This window comes from Raoultibacter timonensis (assembly GCF_022845715.1).
In the GTDB taxonomy this organism is placed as follows: domain Bacteria; phylum Actinomycetota; class Coriobacteriia; order Coriobacteriales; family Eggerthellaceae; genus Raoultibacter; species Raoultibacter timonensis.
Genome location: NZ_AP025564.1, coordinates 1,656,779 through 1,681,606, shown reverse-complemented (window position 1 = coordinate 1,681,606; position 24,828 = coordinate 1,656,779). Strand labels below are relative to the sequence as shown.

Genomic DNA, 24,828 nt, shown 5'->3' with positions numbered 1-24,828 from the left:
CCCGAAGAGGACCATGCCCAAACACGCTTGACCCGAACCTATTGCTTCGGATGCCCCCCGTTTGCCGCCAGGCGTTTCATGGGGCTAAGGGCGATGGCGGCCAGAAACAGGACAAGCGCTGCGATGCCGCACGCCGCGAGCACGATGAACCCCATGTTGTAGCCGAGATTCTGCATGACGGCGGCCACGATAACGAACACCGCCGCGCCTCCGAGGTAGAACCCGCCCATACCGAACGCGTTGATGGACGTATAGTCTTTCATGCCGAACAGCTGCGGAATGAACAGCGCGGGAAGTATCTGGACGGGGCCGATGAGCGCACAGGGAACAAGGCTTGCCACCGCTACGGGCAACGATCCCCCATCGGTCCAGGCCACCATCATGCCGACGCCGACGGCGAATCCGACGAACACGATAATCGAGGTGATCGAGGCTCCGAGCTTCTTCGATACGCTGCCCGAAACCAGGCTGATGACCGCAACGATCACCGCAAAGACCGACAGCAGCGTCGCCGCAAGCGAAGCCGACAGCCCGTTTCCCACGAAGAAATAGGATGCATACGCCGAAAACCCGTTCAGCGGGAACGAGGCGAGCACCATCGCGAGGAAGAACAGGTAGAGGGTCGGCGAGCGCATCGCATCGCGCAACGTGAAGCCCGCAGGCTCGACCGTCTCGGCAGGTTGGTCCGGGGATGCAACCGCCTCGTGGCCGTCGGTATCGGCAGGTGCGCCGGGCGTCGGCTGGGCCCCTGCGCCCGCCGCCTGCTTCGCCGCGCGCTCCGAGGGGAGGCGCCCGATGAGCACGAAGTTCGAGAGCAAACCGAACACGAGGGTTGCGGCCGCGAAGATGTATATGATCATACGGTAATCGAGCGCGTTGAGCATCATCGATTCGATCAGAACCTCGCCCGCCACGAGAAAACTCATGACACCGACTACGATACCGAATACCGTGGGGGTCCTCTCCCCGTAGAACTCAGCGAGTACGCCCGCTGCCGCCGCATGCGCGCCAATGGCGAGCACCACTCCGTTGATGACGTTCGCCACGTACCAGAGCGCCGTGCTCGTAGCCGAAGCGATGAGGCACAGCACTGCGCACACGCAGATCGTTCCGATGAGCAGGCAGCGCCGCGCTCCGATCTTCGTAATGAATTTCGCACCGATCAGGCTTCCGACGAACGCGAAGATCGTTGCGAGCATGGGTCCGAACGAATAATCGGTGACGGTAGCCCCCATGCCCTCAATGAGCAACGGAGCGATCGCGTTGAGGACAGAGGTTGATCCGATGCCGACTGCGAGGATGATCGCGCACCCCGCGGCGGCCATAGCAGGTCGTTTGCTTCGTGTTTCTTCCATAATCAAGCCTTTCCTTCGTCGTGCGAGGAATTGAGATATGGGATTTCGAACCCGGACGATGGCAGCAGCCATCCGCAGGACGCCGCCGCCCGTCTATCGGATGGAAGCCGCCGCGCCCAGCAGGCAACAGCGGCTTCCGTTCTTATGGTGAAGCAGTCTACGAACGCGATTACGCCGTGAAGATGGTGCAGTGCCGTCCTTCGGCTTCGCGCACCATGTCCATGAGCGAGCCTATCTTGAGCGCTCCCGCGGGACAGCCCGTCACGCACAGGGGGTTCGGATCGTCGTTGTAGCAGGCGCGGCACTTGTCGAGCACCGGCGCGACCAGGTGGTACTGGCGCAGCTTGCCGTCGACGAGGAACGGGGCGCGTCGCTCGGTCTTCATCCAGTCTTCGTCGTACGGGTAGCGATGCGTCTCGCGACAGGCCGATTCGCACCCGAAGCAGCCGGTGCAGTCGTCGAGGTCGAGGAGCAGGGCGATGCCTTCGCCGTCGATCCTTTTCATCACAGATCCCCCCTTCCGGATTCGATCTTGCACAGAGACGAACGCATGGGCGTGGCGCCGTATCCCGGCTCGGCCGGCACCGAGGGAACAAGGATGTTGCCGTTCGCCTTGTCCCAGCCGTAGCCGGGCAACCCGAGCTCGGGGCATTCGTCGCGCCATCCGGGGCGCGGCACCGCGACAACGCCCTTCTTGATCTCGCGCGTCACTTCGGCTTTCGAGATGATATGCCCGCGCGGCGACGAGATGGTGACCCACTCCCCGTCGGTGATGCCGTAGGCGCGCGCATCGTCGGGATGCACGAGTACGAACGGATCGGGGTAGAGCTTGCGCTGCGAGGGAATGTTCGTCCACGCGGAATGGAAGAACGAGTACACGCGATGGCCCGTGATGAGCGTGAGCGGGTACTCCTTCGCGAGCTCGGGCTGGCTGATCGGGCTCTCCGCCGGCTCGGTGTAATCGGGCAGGGGGTCGTAGCCGAACGCCGCCATGGTCGCGCAGTAGAACTCGACGCGCCCGGAAGGCGTCGGGAACCCAGGGCTCCCATCGGGGCGCAGCATGCCCTTTTCGTACTTCTTGAACACGGGCTCGCCCGCCTGGCCGCCCGGCTCGGTGGATCGCACGGGAACCGCCTGGAACTCGTCCCACGTCACATCGAAGCCGTAGAACTCCCTCAGGCGCCAGAGCACCATCTCCTTCTCGTTTTCCCACGGCCAATCCTCGGGGCTCATGCGCTTGCCCCATTGGAGGAAGAAGCGCCAATCGTCCCAGCACTCCCCCGGCGCCTCGACCGCCTGGTCGAACGCCAAGATGAGGTTGCCGTCGAGTTCCTCGTCGTACGTGCAGCGCTCGGACCAGTCTGCCGAGGGCAGCACGATATCGGCGAGCTTGGCCGTCGGAGAGAAGTAGAAATCCTTTACGGCTATGAATTCGAGGTTCGGAGACGTCATGGCCTCGTAGGTGAGGTTCGTGTTCTCGTAGCACAGAAGCGGGTCGTTCGCGATGGCGATGAACGCCTTCACGGGTCGGGGTTCGCCGGTGATCATGGCCTCGAAGGTGGCGTGCGGATCGTTCGAGCGGCCGAACGACTTGTACAGCGGATGCTCCTCGCCGCCGAACGTGAACAGATCGGGGCGCCCGGGGTCTTTGCCGTCCCACAGCGTGATCCTGTCGTCGAGCATGACCGAGAACGAAAGCGGCACGCTCACGCCGCCCGGCACGTCGATCCAGCCGAGCAGCCCCTGCAAGCAGGCGAGCGCGCGGCCGTTCTGGATGGCATTCGAGTGCATGCAACCCGGCCCAAGGCCTATCATCATGCCAACAGGGCCTTGCGTTCCCATCATTCGGGCGGCGGAGATAACCTCCTCGGGTGTTATCTCGCACACCGCCGCCGTCTTCTCGGGCGTCCATTCCTCGACGCGCTCGGCAAGCTCGGCGAAACCGTAGGTCCAGTTGTCGATCCACTCCCGGTCATACCACTTGTTGCGGATGATCTCGCGCATGATGCCCAGAGCGAGCGCCGCATCGGTGCCCGGGCGCGGCTGGATGGCGAGGTCGGCGTGCTTCGACATGTCCTGGTAGCGCGTGTCGATGACGATGAGGTTCGCACCGGCTGCCTGGTTGTCGTACATGATCTTGGTGAAGGCGCGCTCCATGGCGGGGTTCTGCCCCCAGAGCACCATGGTCTTGGAGTTACCGAGATCCCCCGCTGCGGGGCTGTAGATGCCGAGGCTGATGGCGTTCGGGAGGATGTGGGGCATGAGGCACACGTGCGTCGGCACGAGCGACCAGCCCTCGAGCCCGAGCGACGAGTTCAGGCGGCAGTGCCAATGGTTCGACGTGCGACCGGTGCCCTGCCCGGTGATGATGGCCTCGGGGCCGTATTCTGCAATGATGCGCTTGCAGTTGTCGGCGATGGCGTCGAGCGCCTCGTCCCACGTGATGCGCTCCCACTCCCCCGATCCGCGCTCGCCGACGCGTTTCATCGGGTAGAGGATGCGCCCCTCGGTGTTGTTGTGTATCTCGCGCTGGGACATGCCTGCACCGCATATGACGCCGGCTGATTTGGGATTGTCGGGATCCCCCTCGACCTTGATGATCTTGTTGTCCTCGTCGGAGTACACGATCACCCCGCATCGCGCGTGGCACGTCGTGCACATGGTCTTGGTCTTCTTAACTCCCATAACCGCTCCTTTCGCATGCTCGTCTTACGTACGCCTCAAAGCTTCCTTTCTCTTCGGTTCGTGCGGATCGCATCGGGCAGCCCCCGCCCGATGCATCTGGTACCTTCATCCTACGATCCTCGAAACCGCCCGTCCAACACAGAACGGTTCGCAACGTACAACCTTCCGTTGTGGATCGATGCCGGCATCCGGCCCACCGCCTTACCCGAATGGCAAACCCCAAGCTTGTGGCAGAAAACGGAAGTTTTTCGTCATCGAAAAGAAGCAAACCGCTCTCGACGGGCCCTCGGTGGGCCGTTCCTGACCGAACGGTTACGTTTTTCCTGATCATCGACGCGTCTCCGCATACGTTTCTCTTCGAGCGACCACAGAACGACGAAAAACTTCCGTTTTCTGCCAACTTGAGGGCCGCCGCCTGCCTGCTACCGTTTCACGGGCTCCAACGTCTCGGGCGAACCGCGCACGCAGCGCGAAATTTTGCTATCATGGCACAAGGTTCGGTGGGGTTTGGGGGCGCACATGCGAATCGAATCTCTTCACTACTTTCTCGAAGTCGCACGGATCGGCTCATTTTCGCTTGCCGCCCGCCAGCTCTACGTTTCCCAGCAAGGGCTCAGCAAAGCCGTACAGTCGCTCGAAAAGGAACTCGGAACAGCGCTGTTCGAACGAACGGGCAAACGCATTCGCCTGACCGAGGCGGGGTTCGATCTCGTACCTCTCGCCACCGCATGCGTCGAAGACTACGCCGCCCTTGAAAAGACCATGCGCAAGCACGCCGAAGCATCCCGCTCATGCGAAACCATCAAGCTGACAGCTATGCCGTTTGTAGCAGGACTGTTCACGCTTATGAGAGATTCGCTTGACAAATACGATCTCAGAAACGTCATACTCGCCGAAAAGAGCATGCCCGAAATACTCGAGGACATCGCCGACCCCACCCAAAGCCCCGAAACGGCGGCCATGGTCGTCGTACCCGATGCGGCCCTCGGCCGCATCGCCGAAAGCCGAGCAGCGGCCTACGTCCCCCTGTTCAGATCGAGCATCGTGCTCGTAGGCACGAAAGCCCTGCTCTCGCCTCGAAAGCGATGCTATACGATCGAGGAGGTTGCCGGGCTTCCCATCGCCTACTACAACGAACCCGTTCTCGAAAGCATCCTGAAGAGCATGTTCGTACGCCATCCGTTCGAAAACGTCATCATGCACGCATCGAACCTCTCGATGATAAACGAGTACATCGAATCGGGACGGGCGGTCACGTTCAGCGATGCCTTCAGCGCCTATCTGAGCGCCGGAGCCGAAGACGCGCTGTATCTGCCCATACGACACGCAGCCACCTTCACCGTCGGGTTTCTCTACTCGTCCGTCGAGCAGGTAGACGCGGCTACCCTCGCCTACATCGACCGCTTTAAAGCCTGCATCGAGGAAACATGCAGCCCGTATCTCGCCAAACACCCCCTCGTCGACGCGCGCCCCCGCCCCGAAGGGGAACATCCCGCAAGCGGGGCAACGCAGTCGTAGTACAATCGAGGCCGAAAGAAAACCGAAGGGAACCCCATGTTCGAACAAGCCAGCCTCGAAGACCTTGCCTCGTTTCGTTTCGGCCATGCCGCCGATGCCGAACTCGCAACCGGATGCACCGTCGTCATCGCACCCGAAGGGGCCGTGTGCGGCATCGACGTGCGCGGCGGCGGACCCGCTACCCGGGAAACCGATCTGCTCAAACCAGAGAACATGGTCGAGGCCGTGCATGCAGTCGTCCTTTCGGGCGGTTCGGCATTCGGACTCGAAGCGAGCTCGGGCGTTATGGACGCCCTCGCCGAACGGGGCGTCGGCTTCCCCGTCGAAACCGCACGGGTACCCATCGTTACCAGTGCGTGCCTGTTCGATCTGCTGATCGGAAAACCGGGTCACCCCGACAAAGCCATGGGCCGCCGCGCCGCCGAAGCGGCGTTTGCGTGCGAGCCGTTTGGAGAAGGCAACGTTGGAGCGGGAACCGGCGCAACCGTCGGCAAGCTCCTCGGGAGCGAACGCGCTATGAAATCGGGGTTCGGCATCAACGCGATGCGATTCGGCGACCTCGTCGTAGCGGCGCTCGTAGCGGTCAACGCGCTCGGCAACGTTCGAAACAAGGATGGGGTCTGGATCGCCGGATGCCGCGATGATGATGGATCAGTCATGGACGGGACTACGGCATTCGAATTCGCCGCGCAGGCGATGGCGGCTCAGGCCGCCGCTCAAACGGCGGCGGAAGCGCCGGAGTCGCCGGCAGAACCGGGCGGCACCCCCTGCGCCAACACGACGATCGGCGTCGTCGTCACCAATGCGCGCCTGACCAAGGCGCAGGCGACCAAAGTCTCGTCAACCTGCCATGACGCCTACGCGCGCGCCATCAAGCCGGTTCACACCTCAAACGACGGCGACACGATCTTCACGTTCGCTTCCGGCGATATCGCCGCCCCGAGCGATCTTGTAGCCGTCATGGGAACCGAGGCGATGCAGCAGGCCATCTGCCGAGCCGTCACCTCGGCTGCATCGGCGTACGGCCTGCCCGCTGCCGACGATATCGCGTGAGGACGGCCATGGACTCGCATAAGATCAGAAACCGCACGCTCTTTCTTGCGGCGGTCATCTTCACCGGCGCCCTCGCCGGTGCGTTCGTATGGGCGTTCTTCCTCGTTATGAACATCGGGTTGAACTTCGTCTGGAAAACGCTTCCCGACCGCATAGGATTCGCGTTCTTCCCGCTCGTGGTCTGCACGATCGGAGGCCTCGTCATCGGCCTGTACCAAAAGAGGTTCGGCCCCTATCCCGAAGAGCTGAACTCGGTTATGAAGAAGGTGAAGCAGAACGGGCGCTACGAGTACGACGATATCGGCATCTCGTCGGTTGCGGCGCTTCTACCGCTCCTGTTCGGGGGCAGCATCGGGCCCGAAGCCGGGCTCACCGGCGCCATCGCAGGCTTATGCACGTGGGTCGGCGACCGTATGAAGCGCTTCGGCTCCGACTTCAAGAACCTCACCTCGATCGGCACCTCGGCGGCGCTCTCCGCCATATTCACCGCGCCGCTGTTCGGATTCGCAGCGCCCCTCTACGGAAGCTGCGAGGAGAACGGCGACGATGACGACACGCTCGTGTTACCGAAAACCTCGAAGATCATCGTGTACCTGTGCGCCATCGCCGGAGCCCTCGGCGCGTTCATGGGGCTCGGCGCCTTGTTCGGCGGCGGCATGGGCCTGCCCCGCTTCACCGAGATACACATCGGAACAACCGAACTCGTCTGGCTGATTCCCATCACGCTCGTCGGCGCAGCCGGGGGATGGCTCTACCACCTGTTCGACCGCTTCTCGCTCGGGTTCAGCACGCTTTTAGGCAATCGCCCGGTCATCAAAGCGGTCATCGGCGGCATGGTGCTCGCCTCGTGCGGCATGGTGCTGCCGTTCACGATGTTCGCGGGCGAAAGCCAGACCCATACCCTATCCGGCATCTGGACGACGATGCCCGCCATCGTGCTTTTGCTGACCGGGTTCGCAAAGCTGTTCACCACGCCCTTCTGCATCCATACCGGGTGGCGCGGCGGCCACTTCTTCCCCGTCATCTTCTCGGGAATCTCGATCGGCTACGGCTGTGCGCTGCTCACCGGGGCCGATCCCGTGTTCTGCCTCTGTGCCAGCACGGCCGCCGTCTGCGGCGGCGTTATGCGCCAGCCGCTCATGGCGGTGCTGCTGCTATTCCTGTGCTTCCCCGTGAAAGGCGTCGTCATCATGCTCGTGGGGGCCATCATCGGCTCGGCTATCCCCCTGCCGAAGTTCCTTCAGCCCGAGGATGGGTCCCTTGCGAAACCGAGCGAGAAGGCCAATGAAGGGGACGGGGGGAAACCGGTCGGGAAAACCGGCACCTCGTAGCACCGGACGCGCTCATCCCCTTGCAGCCGCCAAGCGTCCAGTCGGACCCCCGAAGCGCCGATCCGACAACGCGGGCGGACGCGTGCACCCGATCGGCTTTGCTTGAGCGGGCCCCGAGCACGAAAAAGGGGCGCAGCTTGCGCAAGCTGCGCCCGACTTCGCTTCAACGAGGTGAGCGGGGTCTTACGATTCGATGCGGGAACGAGCCTCTTTGAGCAGCTTGGCGATGCGCTCGGAGTATTCCACATCGACAAGGCCCGCCTCCTTGGCCAAATCGATGATCGGCGCATCGTTCCAGAGCGCTTCGAGGCGGTAGTATTCGCGCGTTTCAGGCTGGAACACGTGTACGACGAACTCGCCGTAGTCGAGCAGCGCCCACAACCCGTCGGCTGTACCCTCGCGATGCAGGGGCTTCACGCCAGCGATCTTTCGTTCCTGCTCTTCTATCTCATCGATAATCGATTCTACTTGGCGGCTGTTCGCCGCAGTTGCGATCACGAAGTAGTCGGTCACGGAAATGAGGTCTTTGACCTCCTGGACCATGATATCGGTCGCCTTCTTTTCATCGGCTGCGCGCGCTGCGATGAGCGCGCACTCTTTTGCGGTCGGCGTTTGCGTCACTTGCTTCCTTTCTTCTGTTCCGCTTTTCGCGGTTTTTTCCTCACGTCGCGCGAACGCTCGACGTAGTAATTCCATACGTTTACGGTATCGGGGTGCATCCTGCGCTTCTTCTCAACGAGAAACGCGATCACATGCTGAAACGTCGCGAGGAACAGCTCTTCGAGGCTTACCTGGCCGATCCGCTCCCGCACGGCCGCCATGCCGTCGAAGGGGCGAAGCGGCTCGATGGCATCGGCAGTGTACACCACCATGTCGAGATCCGTCATGCCGACCTCGGCCGACGTATGACGGGCGATCGCCTGCAGCACATCGTCGCCGATTTCGGGATACGCCCGTGCGAGATCGAGCGCGGCGGTCGGCCCGTGCAGAAGACGCGGCATGCTCTCGAGTACGACGGGATTCGTCTGCACGCCGAGTTCGCGAGCACGCATGCGCGCGTCGTCGTCGGAATAATCTTTGTCCCAATCGTGGAGAAGGCCCGCGAGGCGGGCTTTTCTCTCGTCGACGCCATAGGCCCGTGCAAGACGGACGGCCATGTCCGAAACGCTGAGCGAATGCTCGTACCGCTGGGGGGCAAGGCGCTGCCTCAGGCTCTTTTTCGCCTGTTCGTAAAACTCATCGGTCAGAGATTCTTCGGCCACGGGATCCTCCTTCCTCGCCGATCGCGCATCTGCCCAGTATCGGGCAATCGTGCGATTCCCGCAAGCAGGCTCACGACATGTTCGCAAGAATGTTCCCCGTTCGCAACCGCGTTTCAGTCAACGCGAGATTCGATATCCTCGCCTGCATCAACGACTGAAACGTCAAGCGATTCGATAGCATCGATCATTTCCTGTCGGCTCTCGACTCCTATCTTCTGGTAAATACGCGTGATATGGGTCTTTACGGTACTCCGCGCAATATAGAGCCGCTCGGCGATATGAGGTACGCTTCTCCCCCGAACCAAAAGGCTCAACACCTCCGCTTCCCGAGCCGAAAGAGCATACACGTCTATCGCCTTCTCGCATTGGCGCGCGAAAACGATAACTTCCGCCCGAGGATACTCAATCGAGGGATTCAGGTGCGCACGCTCGAATATGCCGTTTTTCTCCAGTATTACAGAAGCGCTCATGACGACGATGCAGGCGATTGCAAAGAGATAGATGAGGGTGTTCTCTTCGACTCCGAATACGTTCTGGGCAATGAAGATTATGCCGATCGAGAGCAGGGGAAGGCTGCTCTCGATCGCGCGGCACCAACCAAATACCCTGATAGGGTTTGCTTTCGTTTTGTTAGCGGCATCGGCAATCATGACAAAGCAAAACAAATCGAAGCAGGTAAACCCCGTAGATACGAAGGCTGGTCCTATGCTCCGCTCGAAGCTGAACACGATAATCAGGGCAACCCCGGCCATCACCATCGGCAGAACCAGTTTGTAGATATAGGAAAGGGAGAATGTCGATCCGAGAACCAGCGAGACGACGAGAAGCACGAAAACGACGGCAAAGCTCGCCATCGCAACAATCGAGCCCATCGGTTCACCGTACCCAAGTCGAGCTTGCGAGTTCAAGATCACTATCCAGGTAACAACACCGAACATGTAGAACACGAGAAGAACTCGCCATGTCGTGGAGATGAAGGAACGAGGATGCTCTAGATCGGTAGCCTTCGGAGCGGAAGATCGTTGAACCCTGAAAAGCAGAACCATCGATGCGGGGAGCAATAGGGAGATAAGCGCTACCCTCAGAAATCCCTCCGTCGCATCAACGGCAAGGTACGCTACGCAGGCTATGAGAAACGAAGCGAGCGTGAATACGGTTATGCGTACCGAACCGAGCGAGCTGAACTTCGATCCCCATACCACGATCACGCATGCGGCGCAGATCCTGCTGATCCCCCGATATCCGAAGAAAAACGCCTCACCGTACTCGGGAAGCCCCATCGACAGCGCATACACCGCAATTCCGCTGATTCCCGCAATAAAGGCAGCCGCGAGCGCAATCACCTTGAAACGTCTCGCGCGGAACAGCAGCAGGGCTATGGCTACGTACCCCGCAGTATTGCAAACCGACGAGACCACCGTCGATCCCCATAGGCTCCAGCCAGCGCCAATCGTTGAAACGGCTATGGGCTGAGCGTAGATATCGATCAGGTTCCATGCGTAGAACGAAGCGAGGCCAAAAATATAAAGCAAAGCGTTTCCGCTGATGAGAAGCTTATGAATTTCCATTCCTACCTTTTGGTGGACAGGAATGCCCTCATGTTTGGCCGTTTCGTAGGATGCCATTGTACGCACTCGCTTTCTATACTCGCTACGCCCGGTAAGCAGGGCGGGGGCAATGCGAAACGACTTTTTCGGCGACAAACGAAAGTATAGCACCGATCGCATTGCCCTCTCAGCTCATACTACAAGGAGGGTGGCACCATGAAACGAAACGAATCAGACAAGCCAAAGCACCGCAGCGCAAAGAGCATATCGCGCCGTGGGTTTGTCGGCGCAACCGCCATCGCGGCAATGTCACTTGCGGGAGGATTGTCGGGATGCTCGTCGCAAGCGAATTCGCAAGGAGGAGCATCCGAAACGCCAGTTAATGACAGCACCCAAACAAGCAGCTCCGGTTCGAACGAGACGTTGCTCCCCAATCCTTGCGGCTTGGAGTTTTCCCGACCGCAAGGATCCGAGGTGTCGTTCGTTTCGCAAGAAATCGACCCTAGCGAGATTACGGAAACCATCGAATGCGACGTAGTTGTTTGCGGGGCCGGCATCTCCGGATCGACGGTCGCCGCCTCAGCGGCTCAAAACGGGCTCAAGGTGGTTGTCCTCGAAAAAGGCAACACGTTTGCCGCCCGTGGAACCGAAATCGGGGCGATAGGCGACCGGGCGCACAAAGCAGCCGGGATTGAACTTGACGGCAATGATTTCCTCAACGATGCGCTCGAGACGGCGCATTTTCGCTGCGATCGCACCGTTTGGGAAACATGGGTCGAACGATCGGGCGAAGCGCTCGACTGGGGCATGGACACGGTAGGCGACGCATGCGGCGATTTTTATTGTACCAGCAACAATTCGGTATTCGCCGGAGTAACCACATGGGGGACCGGCGTACGCGTCGAAAAGGGCATCGCCTCATTCGTCGAAGCAATGGTGTCGTCAGCCGAGGAAGCTGGTGCCGAGTTCCGTTACCAAACCCCAGCGTGCAAACTCGCAAGCGATGATTCCGGCGCCGTCGCAGGAGTCGTTGCCAAGACATCCGACGGCTACGTTCAGTTCACCGCATCGAAAGGCGTCGTGCTCGCCACGGGCGGCTACGAGTACAACTGGGACATCATGAGCAAGACCATCCGCCCCCGCGATTTAGCTGTTTATGCCTGGATCAATCCGACGCTGACCAACACTGGCGACGGCCATCTTATGGGCCTCGAGGCGGGTGCCGCAGAAGACGACTACCCGCATATCCTCATGAACGATCCCGCTGGAGCGAAAACCGGCAACCGAGCAAACGGAGCCATGCTTGCGTTTCTGAGAGTGAACGAGAACGGAGAGCGCTTTGTGAACGAAAACCTTTCTTTCGAGTACATGTCAAACGCAATCATGTACCAGCCCGGAGCGCATGGATTCGTCATTATGTCCGGAGACATCCTCTCGGCGCTCGACAAAGCAAAAGGCGGCGCCCCCTGGACGCCCGAGGACATGTACGACTCGATCAAGGACGTGCTCATCGAAGGCGATTCCCTCGAAGACCTTGCAAGCAAGTGCGGTATTGATTACGAAAACCTCGAGAAGACCGTAGCCCGGTACAACGAACTATGCGAACTCGGAGAAGATGTCGATTTCGGCAAGAACCCAACCGCGCTTCTGCCCATCGAAGAGGGGCCCTACTATGCGGTTGACGAAAGCGGGTGCTGCCTCGTCAGCGTCAACGGACTGAGAACGAATGCTCGCGCGCAAGTCCTCGGCGTGGACGGTTCGGTCATCCCGAACCTCTACGCGCTCGGAAACGTCAGCGGGAGCATGTTCAACGGAACGTATCCGCATCACTTAAGCGCTGTCAGCCACGGGCGGTGCGTCACATGGGGTTACCTCGTGGGACGCGAGCTCGCCGGATTGGAATAAACCGGCACGATACGACGCAAGGGAAGCCCGGCCATCGTCGGGCTTCCCCATTCAGCTCCGGTAGAGCCCGTGCTCGGCGACGTAATCGAATACGGACTGCATGGTGAGGTAGCGAATGGACCTGCCATCGCGCACGCGAGCGCGCAGATCGCTCGAGGATATCGCGAGCGCCGTGATTTCGGTGTAGGACACCGAGAAATCGGACTGCTCGGCGAGGAAGCGCTTCTTCTCATCCGAGAGCGCGTACCCCGGCCTCGTCACGCCGATCAGCTTAGCAAGCTTGGCGATCTTTGAGCTTTCCCGCCACTTCACGATACTGAACACCGCATCGGCACCCGTAATGAAGTACAGCTCGACGTTGTCGGGATAGTGGGATCGAAGCTGCCTGAGAGTGTCGACCGTGTAGGTGTCGCCGCCCCGTTCGATCTCGATCGCGCTCGCATCGAACGCGGGGTTGCTGCGCACCGCAAGGCGGCACATCTCCAAACGGTCGGCCGCCGCGGTCACCTTCTGATTGCGCTTGAACACCGGGTTTCCCGCGGGAACGAAGATGACGGCGTCGAGGCCGTACGCCTCGCGCACCTGCTCCGCGCAAGCAAGATGTCCGATATGGATGGGGTCGAACGTGCCGCCCATGACACCGAGGCGAAACGTCTTCTCGGGATCGTCGAGTCCGAGCCCATCGAAGCGCTCTGATACGACCGCCATGCTACGCACGCACCTGCCCCGAGCCGTTGAGTACGTATTTGTACGAGGTAAGGGCCTCGAGTGCGAACGGGCCGCGCGCATGAAGCTTCTGCGTGGAAATGCCGATTTCGGCACCCATGCCGAACTCTCCCCCGTCAGTGAAAGCCGTCGAAGCGTTCACGTACACCGCCGCCGCATCGACGCCGGCCGTAAAGCGATTCGCAGCGTTCTCGTCGGTTGCGACGATGGCCTCAGAATGCATGGTTCCGTACCGGTTGATGTGCTCGATCGCCTCATCGACGCCCTCGACGCACTTAACCGCGATCTCAGGGGCTAAATACTCGGTCGCCCAATCGTCGTCGGTCGCCTCGACGAAACGTATCCCCGCGTCTGCTCGGCCGTCCGCATCCCGAAGCTGCACCGCGCAGTCGTACGACTCCCTGTCACAGTGCAGCAGCACGTTTTCGTTTGCCAAAGCAGTGAACAGTCCAGGCAGGAAATCGTGCGCGATCGAGCGATCCACGAGCAGCGTCTCAGCGGCGTTGCACACCCCGTAGCGGCGGCATTTCGCATTCAGCACGATAGCGCGGGCCATAGCCGAATCGGCCGATTCGTGCACGTATACGTGGCAGTTGCCCGTTCCCGTTTCGATGACGGGCACCTTGGAATGCTCGACGCAGTGCCGAATAAGGCCTGCTCCCCCGCGGGGAATGAGCACGTCGACGATACCGTGAAGTGCCATGAGCTCATCGGTTGCCGCACGGTCGGTCGTCTCTATCGCGCGGATGCAGTTTGCAGGCATGCCCGCACCGATCGCCGCATCATGGAGTACGTGCGCAATGATCGCATTGGAGCGGGCTGCAAGGGATCCGCCGCGAAGCACGCAGGCGTTGCCCGTTTTGATGCAGATGCCCGCAGCGTCAGCCGTCACGTTCGGACGCGCTTCGTATACCATGCCGACCACCCCGAGCGGTACGCTCACGCGCTTCAAATCGATGCCGCTTTCCAGTTCTCTCTGCATCTGCACCGCACCCAACGGATCCGGCAGGCGCATGAGATCCTCGAGCGCCGCCGCCATCGCCTCGATGCGCGAAGCGTCGAGCATGAGGCGATCGAGCAGGCTCTCGCTCGTATTCGCCCTGCGCGCCGCATCCATATCGGCTTCGTTCTCGGCCACGATCTCGCCTGTATGCTCGCGCAGCGCGCGAGCCATGGCATCGAGCGCGGCGTTGCGCTCGACTCCCGATGTCGTCGCGAGCTTCTGCGCGGCAGCCTTCGCCGCAAGGGCGATGTCGCGCACCGATTCCGCCATACACATCTGATCCGTCATTCGAACACCACCAATTCATCTCGATGAACCACCGGTTTATGGGAAAGACCGGCAAGCAACCGGTTCGCTTTGAGCGCCTGCTGGGACAGGCCCTGCGCAAGCTCGAGTTCGTCGCTTGAGGCCGACACCTTGCCGCGGGCGAACAGATGGCCCGCCACATCTTTGATATCCACGATGTCGCCCGCTTCGAAGCCCCCCTCGACCGCAGCGATGCCGACGGGAAGAAGAGAGCTGCCTCTTTCGATGAGCGCCGTTTTCGCACCCGCATCGACGATAAGCGCGCCGCGCGCGGAATCGCCGAGCGCAATCCAGAGCTTCTTAGGTGTGATCTCATGCGGCTTTTTCGCCGCCACGAATCTCGTCCCCACCGATTCGCCGCCGACGATGCGAGGCAGCGCTTCGGGCTCCCGCCCGTTGCAGATGACCATCTGGATACCCGCAACCATGAGCACGCGCGCCGCTTTGATCTTGGTTATCATCCCGCCGGACCCGACGGTGGTTCCCGCCTCGCCGGCAACGCCCATGATCGACTCGTCGATCTTCTCGACGCACTCGATGAGCTTCGCATCGCTGTTGAAATGCGGGTTCGCATCGTAGAGTCCGTCGATATCGGAGAGGATCACCATGAGGTCGGCATTGACCAGGCAGGCTACGAGCGCCGCGAGCGTGTCGTTATCGCCGAAACGTATCTGCTCGACCGACACCGTATCGTTCTCGTTCACGATCGGTACGACATCGAGTTCGAGCAGGCGCGACAGCGTATCGCGAGCATGGAGGTACGCGCTTCGATCGGCCGTATCGCGCCTGGTTAAAAGCACGATAGACGTCGTGATGCCGTAGGCCCGAAACGCCTCCGCGTACGCGGTTGAAAGAACGCTCTGCCCCACCGAAGCCGCCGCCTGCAAGCTCGGCATGTCGCTCGGCCGCCGCTTGATCCCGAGCGCCTCGAGTCCGCAGGCGATCGCGGCAGAGGTCACCACGATGGGCTGCCAGCCGCGTGCGCGCACGCGGGCAACTTGGTCGACGAGCGCGTTCATGAACTCGTAGTCGATCGAGCTTTCGCTTGTGGTCAGCGTCGACGATCCGATTTTTATGACGACTTTCCTACCCACGCAAACCGCATCCTAAATATCGAGGTCCCTGTATATATCTTCCGCGGTCTGCGCCGATTCGAACTCGAAGGAACGCCCGACGATCCGGATCTCGTCTCCGTCGACGGCGCCTGCGCGCTCGAGCGCCTTTTCAACGCCCGCCCGCTTGAGACGATGCTGGAGAAACGCGATCGCCTCGTCGTTTTCCCAGTCGGTCTGCACGACCATGCGCTCGATCATGGGGCCCTGCACGCGGAAGATGTTATCGGAGAGCTTGACCGCCTCGAAGCGCTTATCGCGCTCCTCCCGCCTATGCTCCCAGATATGATCGTACTGGATCTCGCCGGCAAGCTCCTCGCGAGCCGCTTCGCGCAAAGCATGGACCTTCGCCGCGATAGCCGCCTTGAGCTGCTCAACGCCCTCGCCGGTAAGCGCACTGATGCGGTACAGCTTCGGATCGACGGGGCTCGGGGCAAACTCATCGCCGCCCGCAGCCTCGATCGAATCAGCCCTCACCAGGTCCGCAAGCCGGTCGGCCGCCTCTTCGGTACCTGCAACGTCGATCTTGTTCGCAACAACGATACGCGGGCGCTTCGCAAGCTCGTCGGCGTATAAAGCGAGCTCCTCGTTGATGACGCGGTAGTCTTCGAGCGGATCGCGCCCCTCGTAGTCGCCCGTCAGATCGACCACGTGTACGATGAGCGCCGTACGCTCGATATGGCGGAGGAATTCATGGCCGAGCCCCTTGCCTTCGTGCGCGCCTTCGATGAGGCCGGGAATGTCGGCAACGACGAAACTGTAATCTCCGCTGCGCGCCACACCGAGATTGGGCACCAGCGTTGTGAACGGGTAATCCGCAACCTTCGGGCGCGCCGCGCTCAGCTTGGAGATGAGCGACGACTTGCCCGCAGACGGCATGCCTACGAGCGCAGCATCGGCCATGAGCTTCATCTCGAGCTCGATCCAACCCTCCTGGGCCGGCTCTCCGAGTTCGGCGAACGCAGGGGCACGACGGGTCGGCGTTACGAAGTGGATGTTGCCGCGACCGCCGATGCCGCCGCTCGCCACAACGACCCGCTCGCCATCGTGGGTAAGATCGGCGATCAATTCGCCCGTCTCCCGCGCATCTTCGAAGTATTCGCGGACGACAGTGCCCACCGGCACCTTGAGCACCAGGTCATCGCCGTTCGCGCCGTGCATCTTCGACCCTTTGCCATGCGTGCCGCGCGTCGCCTTGAAGTGGTGTTTGAAGCGGTAGTCGATGAGCGAGGAGACGCCGGCGTCGGCTTCGACGATCACATTGCCGCCGTGGCCGCCGTCGCCGCCGTCGGGACCGCCCTTGGGAACATGGGCCTCGCGGCGAAACGACATGCAGCCGGCGCCTCCGTTGCCGCCCTTTACGAATATACGTACCTTATCGATAAACATGGATGTGCTGTACTCCTCGGATGCGTGCGAATGCCTGCAGATGTTTCTTCCATTGTATATGAAAATGCCCCCTGCGAAGCAGGGGGCACAAAGTACACGGTCAATGTACGCTGCCGTTGCGCCTTGAGCTATGCGCCCGGACGGACGTGCACCTTGCGGCGATTGCCCTTGGTGAACTCGACGGTGCCGTCGCAGAGGGCGAACAGGGTGTCGTCCTTGCCGCGGCCCACGTTCTCACCGGGATGGAAATGGGTGCCGCGCTGACGAACGATGATGTTGCCGGCGGTCACGTTCTCGCCGCCGAACTTCTTGACGCCCAAACGCTGTGCGTGCGAATCGCGGCCGTTACGGGTAGATCCAAGACCTTTCTTGTGTGCCATGTCGAATCCTCCTCCTTACTTATTCAGCGTCTTCGGACTTGGCTGCGGTCTTCTTCGCTGCCGGTTTTTTCTCGGCTGCGGGCTTCTCGGCCGCGTCGTCTTTCTTAGCTGCGGTCTTCTTGGCCGCAGGCTTCTTTTCGGCAGTCGCCTTAGCTGCGGGCTTGCTTTCCGCCGCCGCGGTCTTCGCTGCCGTCTTCTTCTCTGCAGCGGGCTTCTCCTCGGCTTTCTTGGCGGGAGCCTCCTTCTTGGCTGCAGGCTTGTCGGCCTTGACATCCGCCTTAGCGGAGCCGACGGCCGCAATCTGAATGCGGGTCAGGTTCTGGCGATGGCCGCGCATCTTCTTGTAGTTCTTGCGCTTCTTGAACTTGAAGACGAGCTGCTTTTCACCCTTGAACTGTTCGAGCACGACAGCTTCGACCTTGGTCTTGGCAGCCTTGGCCGGATCGGCCTCGACCTTGTCGCCGTCGACGACGCAGATGGCCTCAAGCTCGACCTTTTTGCCCGGCTCGACTTCGAGTTTTTCAACTTCCAGAATGTCTCCGGGAGCAACTTTGTATTGCTTTCCACCGGTTTTCACAATAGCGTACATTAGTTATTTCTCCTTGAAATGTGTCAAAACGCAAGGCGATATCTTATCAGCCGCCAATGCCCAAGTCAATAAAACGAGCGGCATTTATTCCGAAGACCCACAAAACTCGGATGTCGAGCGAGATCTTGGCTTCCGCATCCCGCATAAGCCGTGAAAATACTGCCGTTTTGGGCGGTGCCTATCATACCAGGGGAAAACACTTGCGCACCGCAAGATGGCAAGCAGCACAATACTGACATGTTTTCGCAGTTCAAAGCAATCGGCGACACCGGGCGGAGAGCACCGTCCGGGCAAAGCCGCCGCAACGGGCGAACAGCCGTCAAGGCAGCGGGCGAAACCCGTGTCGCCGGATGCCGCCCACCGAAGGAGCTCAGTGGGCTTCGGCCCAGTTATCGCCGAAAGAAACGTCGACGTCGAGGGGAACCCTGAGCTCGGCTGCATGTTCCATGATATCCCGCACCATGGCCGACAGGGCCTCGATCTCGTCTTCGGGTACCGAGAAGTCCAGTTCGTCATGCACCTGCAAGAGGAGCTTCGCTTTGAAGCCGCCTTCCGCCAAGCGCCGCTCGACGCGGCTCATCGCCAGCTTGATGATATCGGCAGCCGAACCTTGCATGGGATGGTTCATGGCCGTGCGCTCGCCGAATCCGCGCTGCACTTGATTTCCCGAAGTGAGCTCGGGGATATGGCGCTTACGGCCGAACATCGTCACGGCGAAGCCCGTTTCCGTTGCATCCTTGATCGTTTGATCGAGGTAGGTCCGCACGCCCGGATACGCCGCGAAATAGCGCTCGATCATCTCCTTGGCCTCGGCATACGGGATATCAAGGCTCTGGGCGAGCCCGAACGCCTGCTGCCCGTACACGATACCGAAGTTGACGGCCTTAGCCCTGCTGCGAAGCTCTGGAGTGATCTCGTCGACGGGGATGTCGAATACGCGAGACGCGGTGCGGGCGTGAAAATCCTCACCCGAGCAAAACGCTTCGATGAGCCCCTCGTCACCCGAAAGGTGAGCCAAGAGCCTCAGCTCGATCTGCGAGTAGTCGGCCGAGAGGAACTTGTGCGCCGGATCGAGCGGCACGAAGCACTCGCGGATGTGCCTGCCGAATTCGGTACGCACCGGAATGTTCTGCAGGTTCGGATCGGACGACGAGAGGCGCCCCGTGGTCGTAACCGTCTGGTTGAACGACGTATGGAGCCGCCCGTCGCCGCCGCGCATCCGCGGCAGAGCATCGATGTAGGTCGACTTGATTTTGGCAAGTTCGCGATACCTGATGATGAGATCGGGAAGCTCGTGGACCTTGGCAAGCTCTTTGAGCACCGTTGCGTTCGTGGAATAGCCCCGCTGCGTCTTCTTCATCGGCGTAAGGCCGAGAACGTCGAACAGGATGTGGGCGAGCTGTTTCGGGGAGTCGATGTTGAACTCTTCGCCCGCAATGCGGTATATCTGCGCGGAAAGCTCGTCGAGATCCTCCTGCGTGCCGCTTCCGAGACGGTTGAGGCGCTCCACGTCGATCGCGGCACCAGTGCGCTCGACGATAGCGAGCACCGCAACGAGCGGGAAGTCGATCTCGCCGCACGCCTCCCAGCCCCCGTCCTCTTCGAGCGCCTTTTTCAAAGGCCCGATCAAGGCCCGTGCGGCGGCCGCGCTCATAGCGGCAGCCTGCTCGTCGTTCTCCGCTTCGGGCATAACACCGCCGCAGTACCCGTCAAGCAGGGCGTTATAGGTATACTCGCTAACCGACGAGTTCATAACGTAGGCAGCGAGCCCCAGGTCGAACGCATCCATCGCAAGCAGGTCCCGATCGTCGACGAGCCCTTTGGCGGAGGTGTCGGCGGGATAGACGTACTGCACGGTTTTCTTCACGTCGAGCGCCGCGAACGATCCCTCGCGTACGATGCGGGCAAACACCGCGAGCGCATCGTCCTGCTCGAACAACGCCGTTCCCCCCGACGTCCCGACAGCCAACGTCAACCCTGCGTCGAACAACGACGCCTGATCGCTCTCCTCGAAAGCGACGCCGACCCGCTCGCCCGCCCTCAGAGCCTCATCGACGAGGACAAGCGCTTCGCCCCCGCGCGTAATCGGCTCCCAGCTCAAATCAACCTGGCTGCGCCCGCCGCCTGCAAGGGCGAGCACCTTTTTCAGGTGAGCGTTGAAGCGCAGCGCGCCGAACGCCTCCGACACCTTCGCCTCGTCGAACGAGGGAAACGATACCGCTTCGAGGTCGAGCGGGAAATCGAGGTCGCGCACGATGGTCGCAACCTTGCGGCTCGCAAACGCCGCATCCTCGTTGTCGCGGAGGTTCTCGAGCTGTTTGCCGCGAAACTTATCGAGATTCGCGTACACCTCCTCGAGCGATCCGTACTGTTGCAGGATCTTCGAAGCGGTTTTCTCGCCGATGCCGGGCACGCCCGGAATGTTGTCGGACGGGTCGCCCTTGAGACCGAGGTAATCCGGTACCTGAGAAGGCTCGATGCCGTAGCGATCCACAACCTCTGCGGGCCCGTACACGGCAACGTCGGAAATGCCCTTCTTGGTGGTTACGATACGGGTGAGCTCGCTTGCCAGTTGATAGGCGTCCTTATCGCCCGTCACGAGCAGCGTCTCGAAGCCGAGAGCCTCGTCGCGCGACGCGATGGTTCCGAGGATGTCGTCGCCCTCCCAGCCTTTGACGCACACGACGGGGATGCCCATCGCATCGAGCAAGCCTTCGATCATAGGGAACTGCACCTTGAGGTCGTCGTCCATCGGCGGACGCTGCGCCTTGTACGCTTCGATTGCCTCCATGCGAAACGCCGGGCGGCCCTCGTCGAACGCGCAGACGATCGCATCGGGCTGCTCGGTTTCGACGAACTTCAGCAGCATGGAGATGAAGCCGAACACGGCATTGGTGGGCCTGCCGTCGGGGGCGTTCATGGTCGGGGGCACCGCATGATAGGCTCGGTGCATCAGCGAGTTTCCGTCGATGACGGCGATCTTTTTCGACATCTGTGCGTCCTCCGTTATCTTGTGTCCCGAGAAAGTATAGAACAGATTCGAATCGTGGCGATACCGCATTGCCGAAAAGAGCCGTGGATCACACGACCGCGTCGCTTACGGCGGCGTCGTTCGGCGGCAAGCCGATGGAGCCGCCAAGGCTGCGACAGATCGCGATACGCGGCCCCGACCGATCCTACATGGACCAAAGATAGCCCACCCCGCGTACCGTCTCGAGTCTTTGCGCCAGATCGGGGCCGAGCTTCGCCCTCACGCGCCGCACGTGCACGTCGACCGTTCGCGAGCCGCCGTAGTAATCGAAACCCCACACGCGCCGCAGGAGCGCGTCGCGCGAATAGGTGCGCCCCGGATGCGTGACGAGGAATGCAAGCAGCGCGTATTCGAGATACGTCAAATCGAGCGGCTCCCCGTTGACCTTTACCTGATAGGTTGCCAGATTGATGGTCATCGCATCGACGGCGATGTAATCCGACGTCGAGCTCTCGTTGCCCGGCCATAGAAGCTGACGGATGCGCGCCGAGCACTCGTCGGGGCTCGCTCCGTGCACGACGAAATCGCTCTTCACCTGAACGGGAAGCCGAAACTCCGAGAGCTGATCCTCGTTGACGATCGCCAAAAGCGATCCGCAGCCGTCCTCAAGCAACGTCGACTCGGCACGCGATACGTTTTGCAGCGCATCGCCGCGCGCCTCGAACACAACGAGATCGCATCCGGGATGCTGTTCGAGCAACCGCTTGAACTGCACCGACGACCCAGCCGCCACATCGACATCGAGAGCCGAAAGCACCGCTTGGAATTTGTGGGCGTTATCGAGGCTGTCCGCGATAAATATGACCTGTTTTCTCTGCATGCGCGCCTCCTATAGGGCAGCCAGATAGCGATCGCGCTCCCATTGGGTCACGTTGCGCTGATAGCTGTTCCACTCTTCGCGCTTCGCTTCGACCAGGTATCCGTGGATGTGTTCGCCAAGCACTTCGCGCATGAAGTCGGACGACGCGAACAGCTCGACGGCTTCGCCGAGGCTGTCGGGTAACGTCGCGAAACCGAGCTTGCGCAGCTCCTGGCGCGAGAGCCGGAACAGATCGCGATCCTCGGTCGGAGGCTGCAGCTCGAGCTCGTCTTCAATGCCCTTGAGTCCCGCCGCAAGCATCGCGGCGAAGGCAAGGTAGGGGTTAGCAGCGGGATCGGGGCTCCTCAACTCGATGCGGCACGCGCTTTCCTTACCGGGTTTGTAGCCGGGAATGCGCACGAGCGTAGAGCGGTTTCGCTGCGCCCACGAGATATAGAGGGGCGCTTCCCCGCCATCGACCAAGCGTTTGTACGAGTTCACGTACTGGTTCGTAATGGCGCAGAACTCGGGGGCGTATTTCAAAAGGCCCGCGATATAGTGCTTGGCCACCTTCGACAGATTGTAGCCCTGCGCGTCGTCGGGATCGAAGAAGGCGTTGTTGCCGTCCATGTCGAACAGGCTTTGGTGCACATGCATGCCGCTTCCCGCTTCGCCGGCCATCGGCTTGGGCATGAACGAAGCGTGGACGCCGTGCTTCATCGCGATCTCCTTCACGACGAGCTTGTAGGTCATGACGGCGTCGGCCATGGAAAGGGCATCGGAGTAACGCAGATCGATCTCGTGCTGGGAGGGGCCGTTCTCATGATGGGAGTACTCGACGGGAATGCCCATCTTCTCGAGCGTGAGCACGGTATCGCGGCGCAGATCGCTCGCCGAATCAAGGCAGGTCAAATCGAAGTATCCGCCGCGGTCGAGCACTTCGGTGCCTTCCGAATCCTTGAAATAGTAGTATTCGAGCTCGGGGCCTACGTTGAACGCGTAACCCATCTGGGCGGCCTGATCGACGACCCGCTTGAGCACGCTGCGCGTATCGCCCTCGAACGCCTCGCCCGAAGGCGTCTTGATCGTGCAGAACATACGTGCAACGGCATTCGAGTCGGGGCGCCACGGAAGCACCTGGAACGTCGAGGCTTCGGGAAAGGCGAGCATGTCGGACTCCTGCGTACGGCAGAAGCCCTCGACGCAACTGCCGTCGAAACCCATCCCCTCGGCAAACGCGTTCTCGAGCTCGCTTGGAATAACGGCGAACGATTTCATCGTACCGAGCACATCGGTGAACCAGAAGCGGACGAAATGGACGTCGCGGCTCTTGATGGTTTTGAGCACGAAATCCTGATCGGGGTTTGTCGCCATGGTTGCCTTCTTTCGGTCGCGGTACGGCGCGTCGCCAAAGTACGATGCTGCTTTCTGTGGTGATTCCATTATAGCGAGGATCGTTTCGAGCGTGTTACCGGGAAATCCCGTGAACTGCTCGCTACAGTAAATAAAGCCCGGCAACAGGCGATGCACGCTATTCGTTGATGTACGCCGAAGCGGCGGCGGGCCGCCCTTGCGCACGGAAATGCCGGGGGTCGGTACAGTTTTTTTCGTTTCTGCGTGTAAAAACCGCGGGAAACGACCCGCGAGCGCGGCAGCTAGCGCACTTCGTCGACGCCGCTTCTGCGTTTCGCCTGATGGCTCGATCGAGCATCCTGCCGCGATCATCGATCACCGCCTTTTCGCAACGCAGAAACGAAAATAACTGCACCCAGGTGGCAGTTTCTCGTGCGCGGCTCGTTCGGCGCGCGCTCCCGTGCGCACGCGCTGCTTTCGCCGAGGGAAGCGGGGCCGTGCGCGCCGAAAAGAATCCATTCCGGAAACGATTCGGCCCGGGCCGCTGCCAAGGCGGGCCGGGCCGAACCGAGGTTAGGCTATTCCCGGTCGAAAACCGAGAAGCGCCTAGAACGTTGCGACAACCGCCCCGTTGTAGGTGGCGTCGATGTACTGCTTGACCGTATCGCTCTGAAGCGCCTTCACGAGCGCTTGGATCTTCTCGGAGCTCTCCTCGCCCGAGCGCACGGCGACCACGTTGACGTACTTCTCGGCAGCTTCGGAATCCGTTTCCTCGCTCGCAATGGCGGTCGAAGGATCGAGGCCGGCGCCGATAGCGTAGTTGCCGTTGATGACGGCCAGATCGACGTCGTCGAGCGTGCGCGGAAGCGCTGCGGCTTCAGCTTCGATGATCTCGATGTTCTTCGGGTTTTCGGCGATATCGTTCTTCGTCGCCGTCAGGCCGGCGCCGTCCTTGAGCTTGATGAGGCCCTCATCCTGAAGCAGAAGAAGAGCGCGCGCCTCGTTGGTCGCATCGTTGGGCACGGCGATCTTCGCACCGTCGGCAAGCGCATCGAAGCTCGCGCTCTTGCCGGGATAGACGCACAGAGGCTCGAAGTGAATGCCGCCCGCAGAGGCAAGATCGGTGCCGCGCTCGGCATTGAAGTCTTCGAGGTAGGTGATGTGCTGGAAGTAGTTCGCATCGAGCTCGCCATCGGACAGCGCGGTGTTCGGCGTAACGTAATCGGAGAATTCCTGGATCTCGAGCGTATAGCCTTCATCGGCTAGCTGGGCCTTGATCTGCTCGAGGATTTCGGCATGGGGTGCCGGAGAAGCCCCGACCTTGATAACCTTGTCGTCTGCAGAGCCGTTCGAGGCGGAATCCCCCGAACCGTTCGATCCGCAGCCGGCAAGCACCCCAAGCGTTACGCATGCCAATGCGGCAGCAAGGCCGATCTTTACAACATTTTTCAGTTTCATGGTATAACCCTTCCCTTTTCAAAAAA

Annotated in this window: 20 protein-coding genes; 4 read left to right on the top strand and 16 right to left on the bottom strand. The window is 60.9% G+C overall.

The window, feature by feature from the left end; translation table 11 throughout:
* Positions 1-38: 38 nt before the first annotated feature.
* From MWL89_RS06735 to MWL89_RS06725, 3 genes are all read right to left on the bottom strand, one after another.
* Positions 39-1,355: an MFS transporter gene (locus MWL89_RS06735; protein ID WP_244412291.1), complete on the bottom strand. Its 1,317-nt coding sequence runs from the start codon at positions 1,353-1,355 to the stop codon at positions 39-41.
* Positions 1,356-1,524: 169 nt separating this feature from the next.
* Positions 1,525-1,860: a 4Fe-4S dicluster domain-containing protein gene (locus MWL89_RS06730; RefSeq protein WP_102378421.1), complete on the bottom strand. Its 336-nt coding sequence runs from the start codon at positions 1,858-1,860 to the stop codon at positions 1,525-1,527.
* Positions 1,860-4,040 carry a molybdopterin-containing oxidoreductase family protein gene (locus MWL89_RS06725; RefSeq protein WP_244412289.1) on the bottom strand — a complete coding sequence of 727 codons (2,181 nt, stop codon included), beginning with the start codon at positions 4,038-4,040 and terminating at the stop codon, positions 1,860-1,862. The genes MWL89_RS06730 and MWL89_RS06725 overlap by 1 nt, the downstream gene beginning before the upstream one ends.
* Before the next feature lie 519 nt (positions 4,041-4,559).
* On the opposite strand from MWL89_RS06725, the gene MWL89_RS06720 reads away from it, so the two are divergent.
* The 3 genes from MWL89_RS06720 to MWL89_RS06710 are packed head-to-tail and all read left to right on the top strand — an operon-like array spanning position 4,560 to position 7,942.
* A complete protein-coding gene (locus MWL89_RS06720; protein WP_244412287.1) occupies positions 4,560-5,558 on the top strand; it encodes a LysR family transcriptional regulator in 999 nt (332 codons plus the stop codon).
* 36 nt (positions 5,559-5,594) lie between these two features.
* Entirely contained in the window at positions 5,595-6,611 is a 1,017-nt protein-coding gene (locus MWL89_RS06715) for a P1 family peptidase (protein ID WP_244412285.1), read from the top strand.
* 8 nt (positions 6,612-6,619) lie between these two features.
* Complete coding sequence (locus tag MWL89_RS06710) at positions 6,620-7,942, top strand: chloride channel protein (protein WP_244412283.1); 1,323 nt, start codon at positions 6,620-6,622, stop codon at positions 7,940-7,942.
* 183 nt (positions 7,943-8,125) lie between these two features.
* Here MWL89_RS06710 and rsfS read toward each other — a convergent pair whose 3' ends face one another.
* The 3 genes from rsfS to MWL89_RS16310 all read right to left on the bottom strand — a co-directional run bounded on the left by rsfS (position 8,126) and on the right by MWL89_RS16310 (position 10,772).
* A complete protein-coding gene (rsfS, locus tag MWL89_RS06705) occupies positions 8,126-8,563 on the bottom strand; it encodes a ribosome silencing factor (RefSeq protein WP_244412281.1) in 438 nt (145 codons plus the stop codon).
* A complete protein-coding gene (yqeK, locus tag MWL89_RS06700) occupies positions 8,560-9,204 on the bottom strand; it encodes a bis(5'-nucleosyl)-tetraphosphatase (symmetrical) YqeK (RefSeq protein WP_102378427.1) in 645 nt (214 codons plus the stop codon). Before yqeK ends, rsfS begins: the two co-directional genes overlap by 4 nt.
* Positions 9,205-9,317: 113 nt before the next feature.
* Complete coding sequence (locus MWL89_RS16310; protein ID WP_279611963.1) at positions 9,318-10,772, bottom strand: helix-turn-helix transcriptional regulator; 1,455 nt, start codon at positions 10,770-10,772, stop codon at positions 9,318-9,320.
* A gap of 195 nt (positions 10,773-10,967) precedes the next feature.
* Between MWL89_RS16310 and MWL89_RS06690 the strand changes: the two genes are divergently transcribed.
* Positions 10,968-12,656: an FAD-dependent oxidoreductase gene (locus MWL89_RS06690; RefSeq protein ID WP_244412279.1), complete on the top strand. Its 1,689-nt coding sequence runs from the start codon at positions 10,968-10,970 to the stop codon at positions 12,654-12,656.
* A 51-nt stretch (positions 12,657-12,707) separates the two neighbouring features.
* Here the strand turns inward: MWL89_RS06690 and nadD are convergent, their stop codons facing one another.
* The 10 genes from nadD to MWL89_RS06640 all read right to left on the bottom strand — a co-directional run bounded on the left by nadD (position 12,708) and on the right by MWL89_RS06640 (position 24,802).
* Positions 12,708-13,364, bottom strand: coding sequence for a nicotinate-nucleotide adenylyltransferase (nadD, locus tag MWL89_RS06685; protein ID WP_244412277.1), 657 nt, complete (start codon positions 13,362-13,364; stop codon positions 12,708-12,710).
* Position 13,365: 1 nt separating this feature from the next.
* The gene (locus tag MWL89_RS06680) at positions 13,366-14,655 is read right to left on the bottom strand and encodes a glutamate-5-semialdehyde dehydrogenase (RefSeq protein WP_244412275.1); all 1,290 of its coding nucleotides are present in this window, start codon (positions 14,653-14,655) and stop codon (positions 13,366-13,368) included.
* A gap of 14 nt (positions 14,656-14,669) precedes the next feature.
* The gene (proB, locus tag MWL89_RS06675) at positions 14,670-15,785 is read right to left on the bottom strand and encodes a glutamate 5-kinase (protein WP_102378432.1); all 1,116 of its coding nucleotides are present in this window, start codon (positions 15,783-15,785) and stop codon (positions 14,670-14,672) included.
* 12 nt (positions 15,786-15,797) lie between these two features.
* A complete protein-coding gene (gene obgE / locus MWL89_RS06670; protein WP_102378433.1) occupies positions 15,798-17,192 on the bottom strand; it encodes a GTPase ObgE in 1,395 nt (464 codons plus the stop codon).
* 128 nt (positions 17,193-17,320) lie between these two features.
* Positions 17,321-17,572, bottom strand: a complete 252-nt coding sequence (gene rpmA / locus MWL89_RS06665; protein WP_102378434.1) for a 50S ribosomal protein L27 — start codon at positions 17,570-17,572, stop codon at positions 17,321-17,323.
* Positions 17,573-17,591: 19 nt separating this feature from the next.
* On the bottom strand, positions 17,592-18,161 hold the full coding sequence (gene rplU, locus MWL89_RS06660) for a 50S ribosomal protein L21 (protein WP_102378435.1): 570 nt from the start codon (positions 18,159-18,161) through the stop codon (positions 17,592-17,594).
* 370 nt (positions 18,162-18,531) lie between these two features.
* Positions 18,532-21,153, bottom strand: coding sequence for a DNA polymerase I (polA, locus tag MWL89_RS06655; RefSeq protein WP_244412274.1), 2,622 nt, complete (start codon positions 21,151-21,153; stop codon positions 18,532-18,534).
* Positions 21,154-21,337: 184 nt separating this feature from the next.
* Positions 21,338-22,012 carry a winged helix family transcriptional regulator gene (locus tag MWL89_RS06650; protein WP_102378437.1) on the bottom strand — a complete coding sequence of 225 codons (675 nt, stop codon included), beginning with the start codon at positions 22,010-22,012 and terminating at the stop codon, positions 21,338-21,340.
* Positions 22,013-22,021: 9 nt separating this feature from the next.
* Positions 22,022-23,365 carry a glutamine synthetase family protein gene (locus MWL89_RS06645; RefSeq protein ID WP_102378438.1) on the bottom strand — a complete coding sequence of 448 codons (1,344 nt, stop codon included), beginning with the start codon at positions 23,363-23,365 and terminating at the stop codon, positions 22,022-22,024.
* A gap of 585 nt (positions 23,366-23,950) precedes the next feature.
* On the bottom strand, positions 23,951-24,802 hold the full coding sequence (locus MWL89_RS06640; protein ID WP_244412273.1) for a MetQ/NlpA family ABC transporter substrate-binding protein: 852 nt from the start codon (positions 24,800-24,802) through the stop codon (positions 23,951-23,953).
* Positions 24,803-24,828 lie beyond the last annotated feature (26 nt).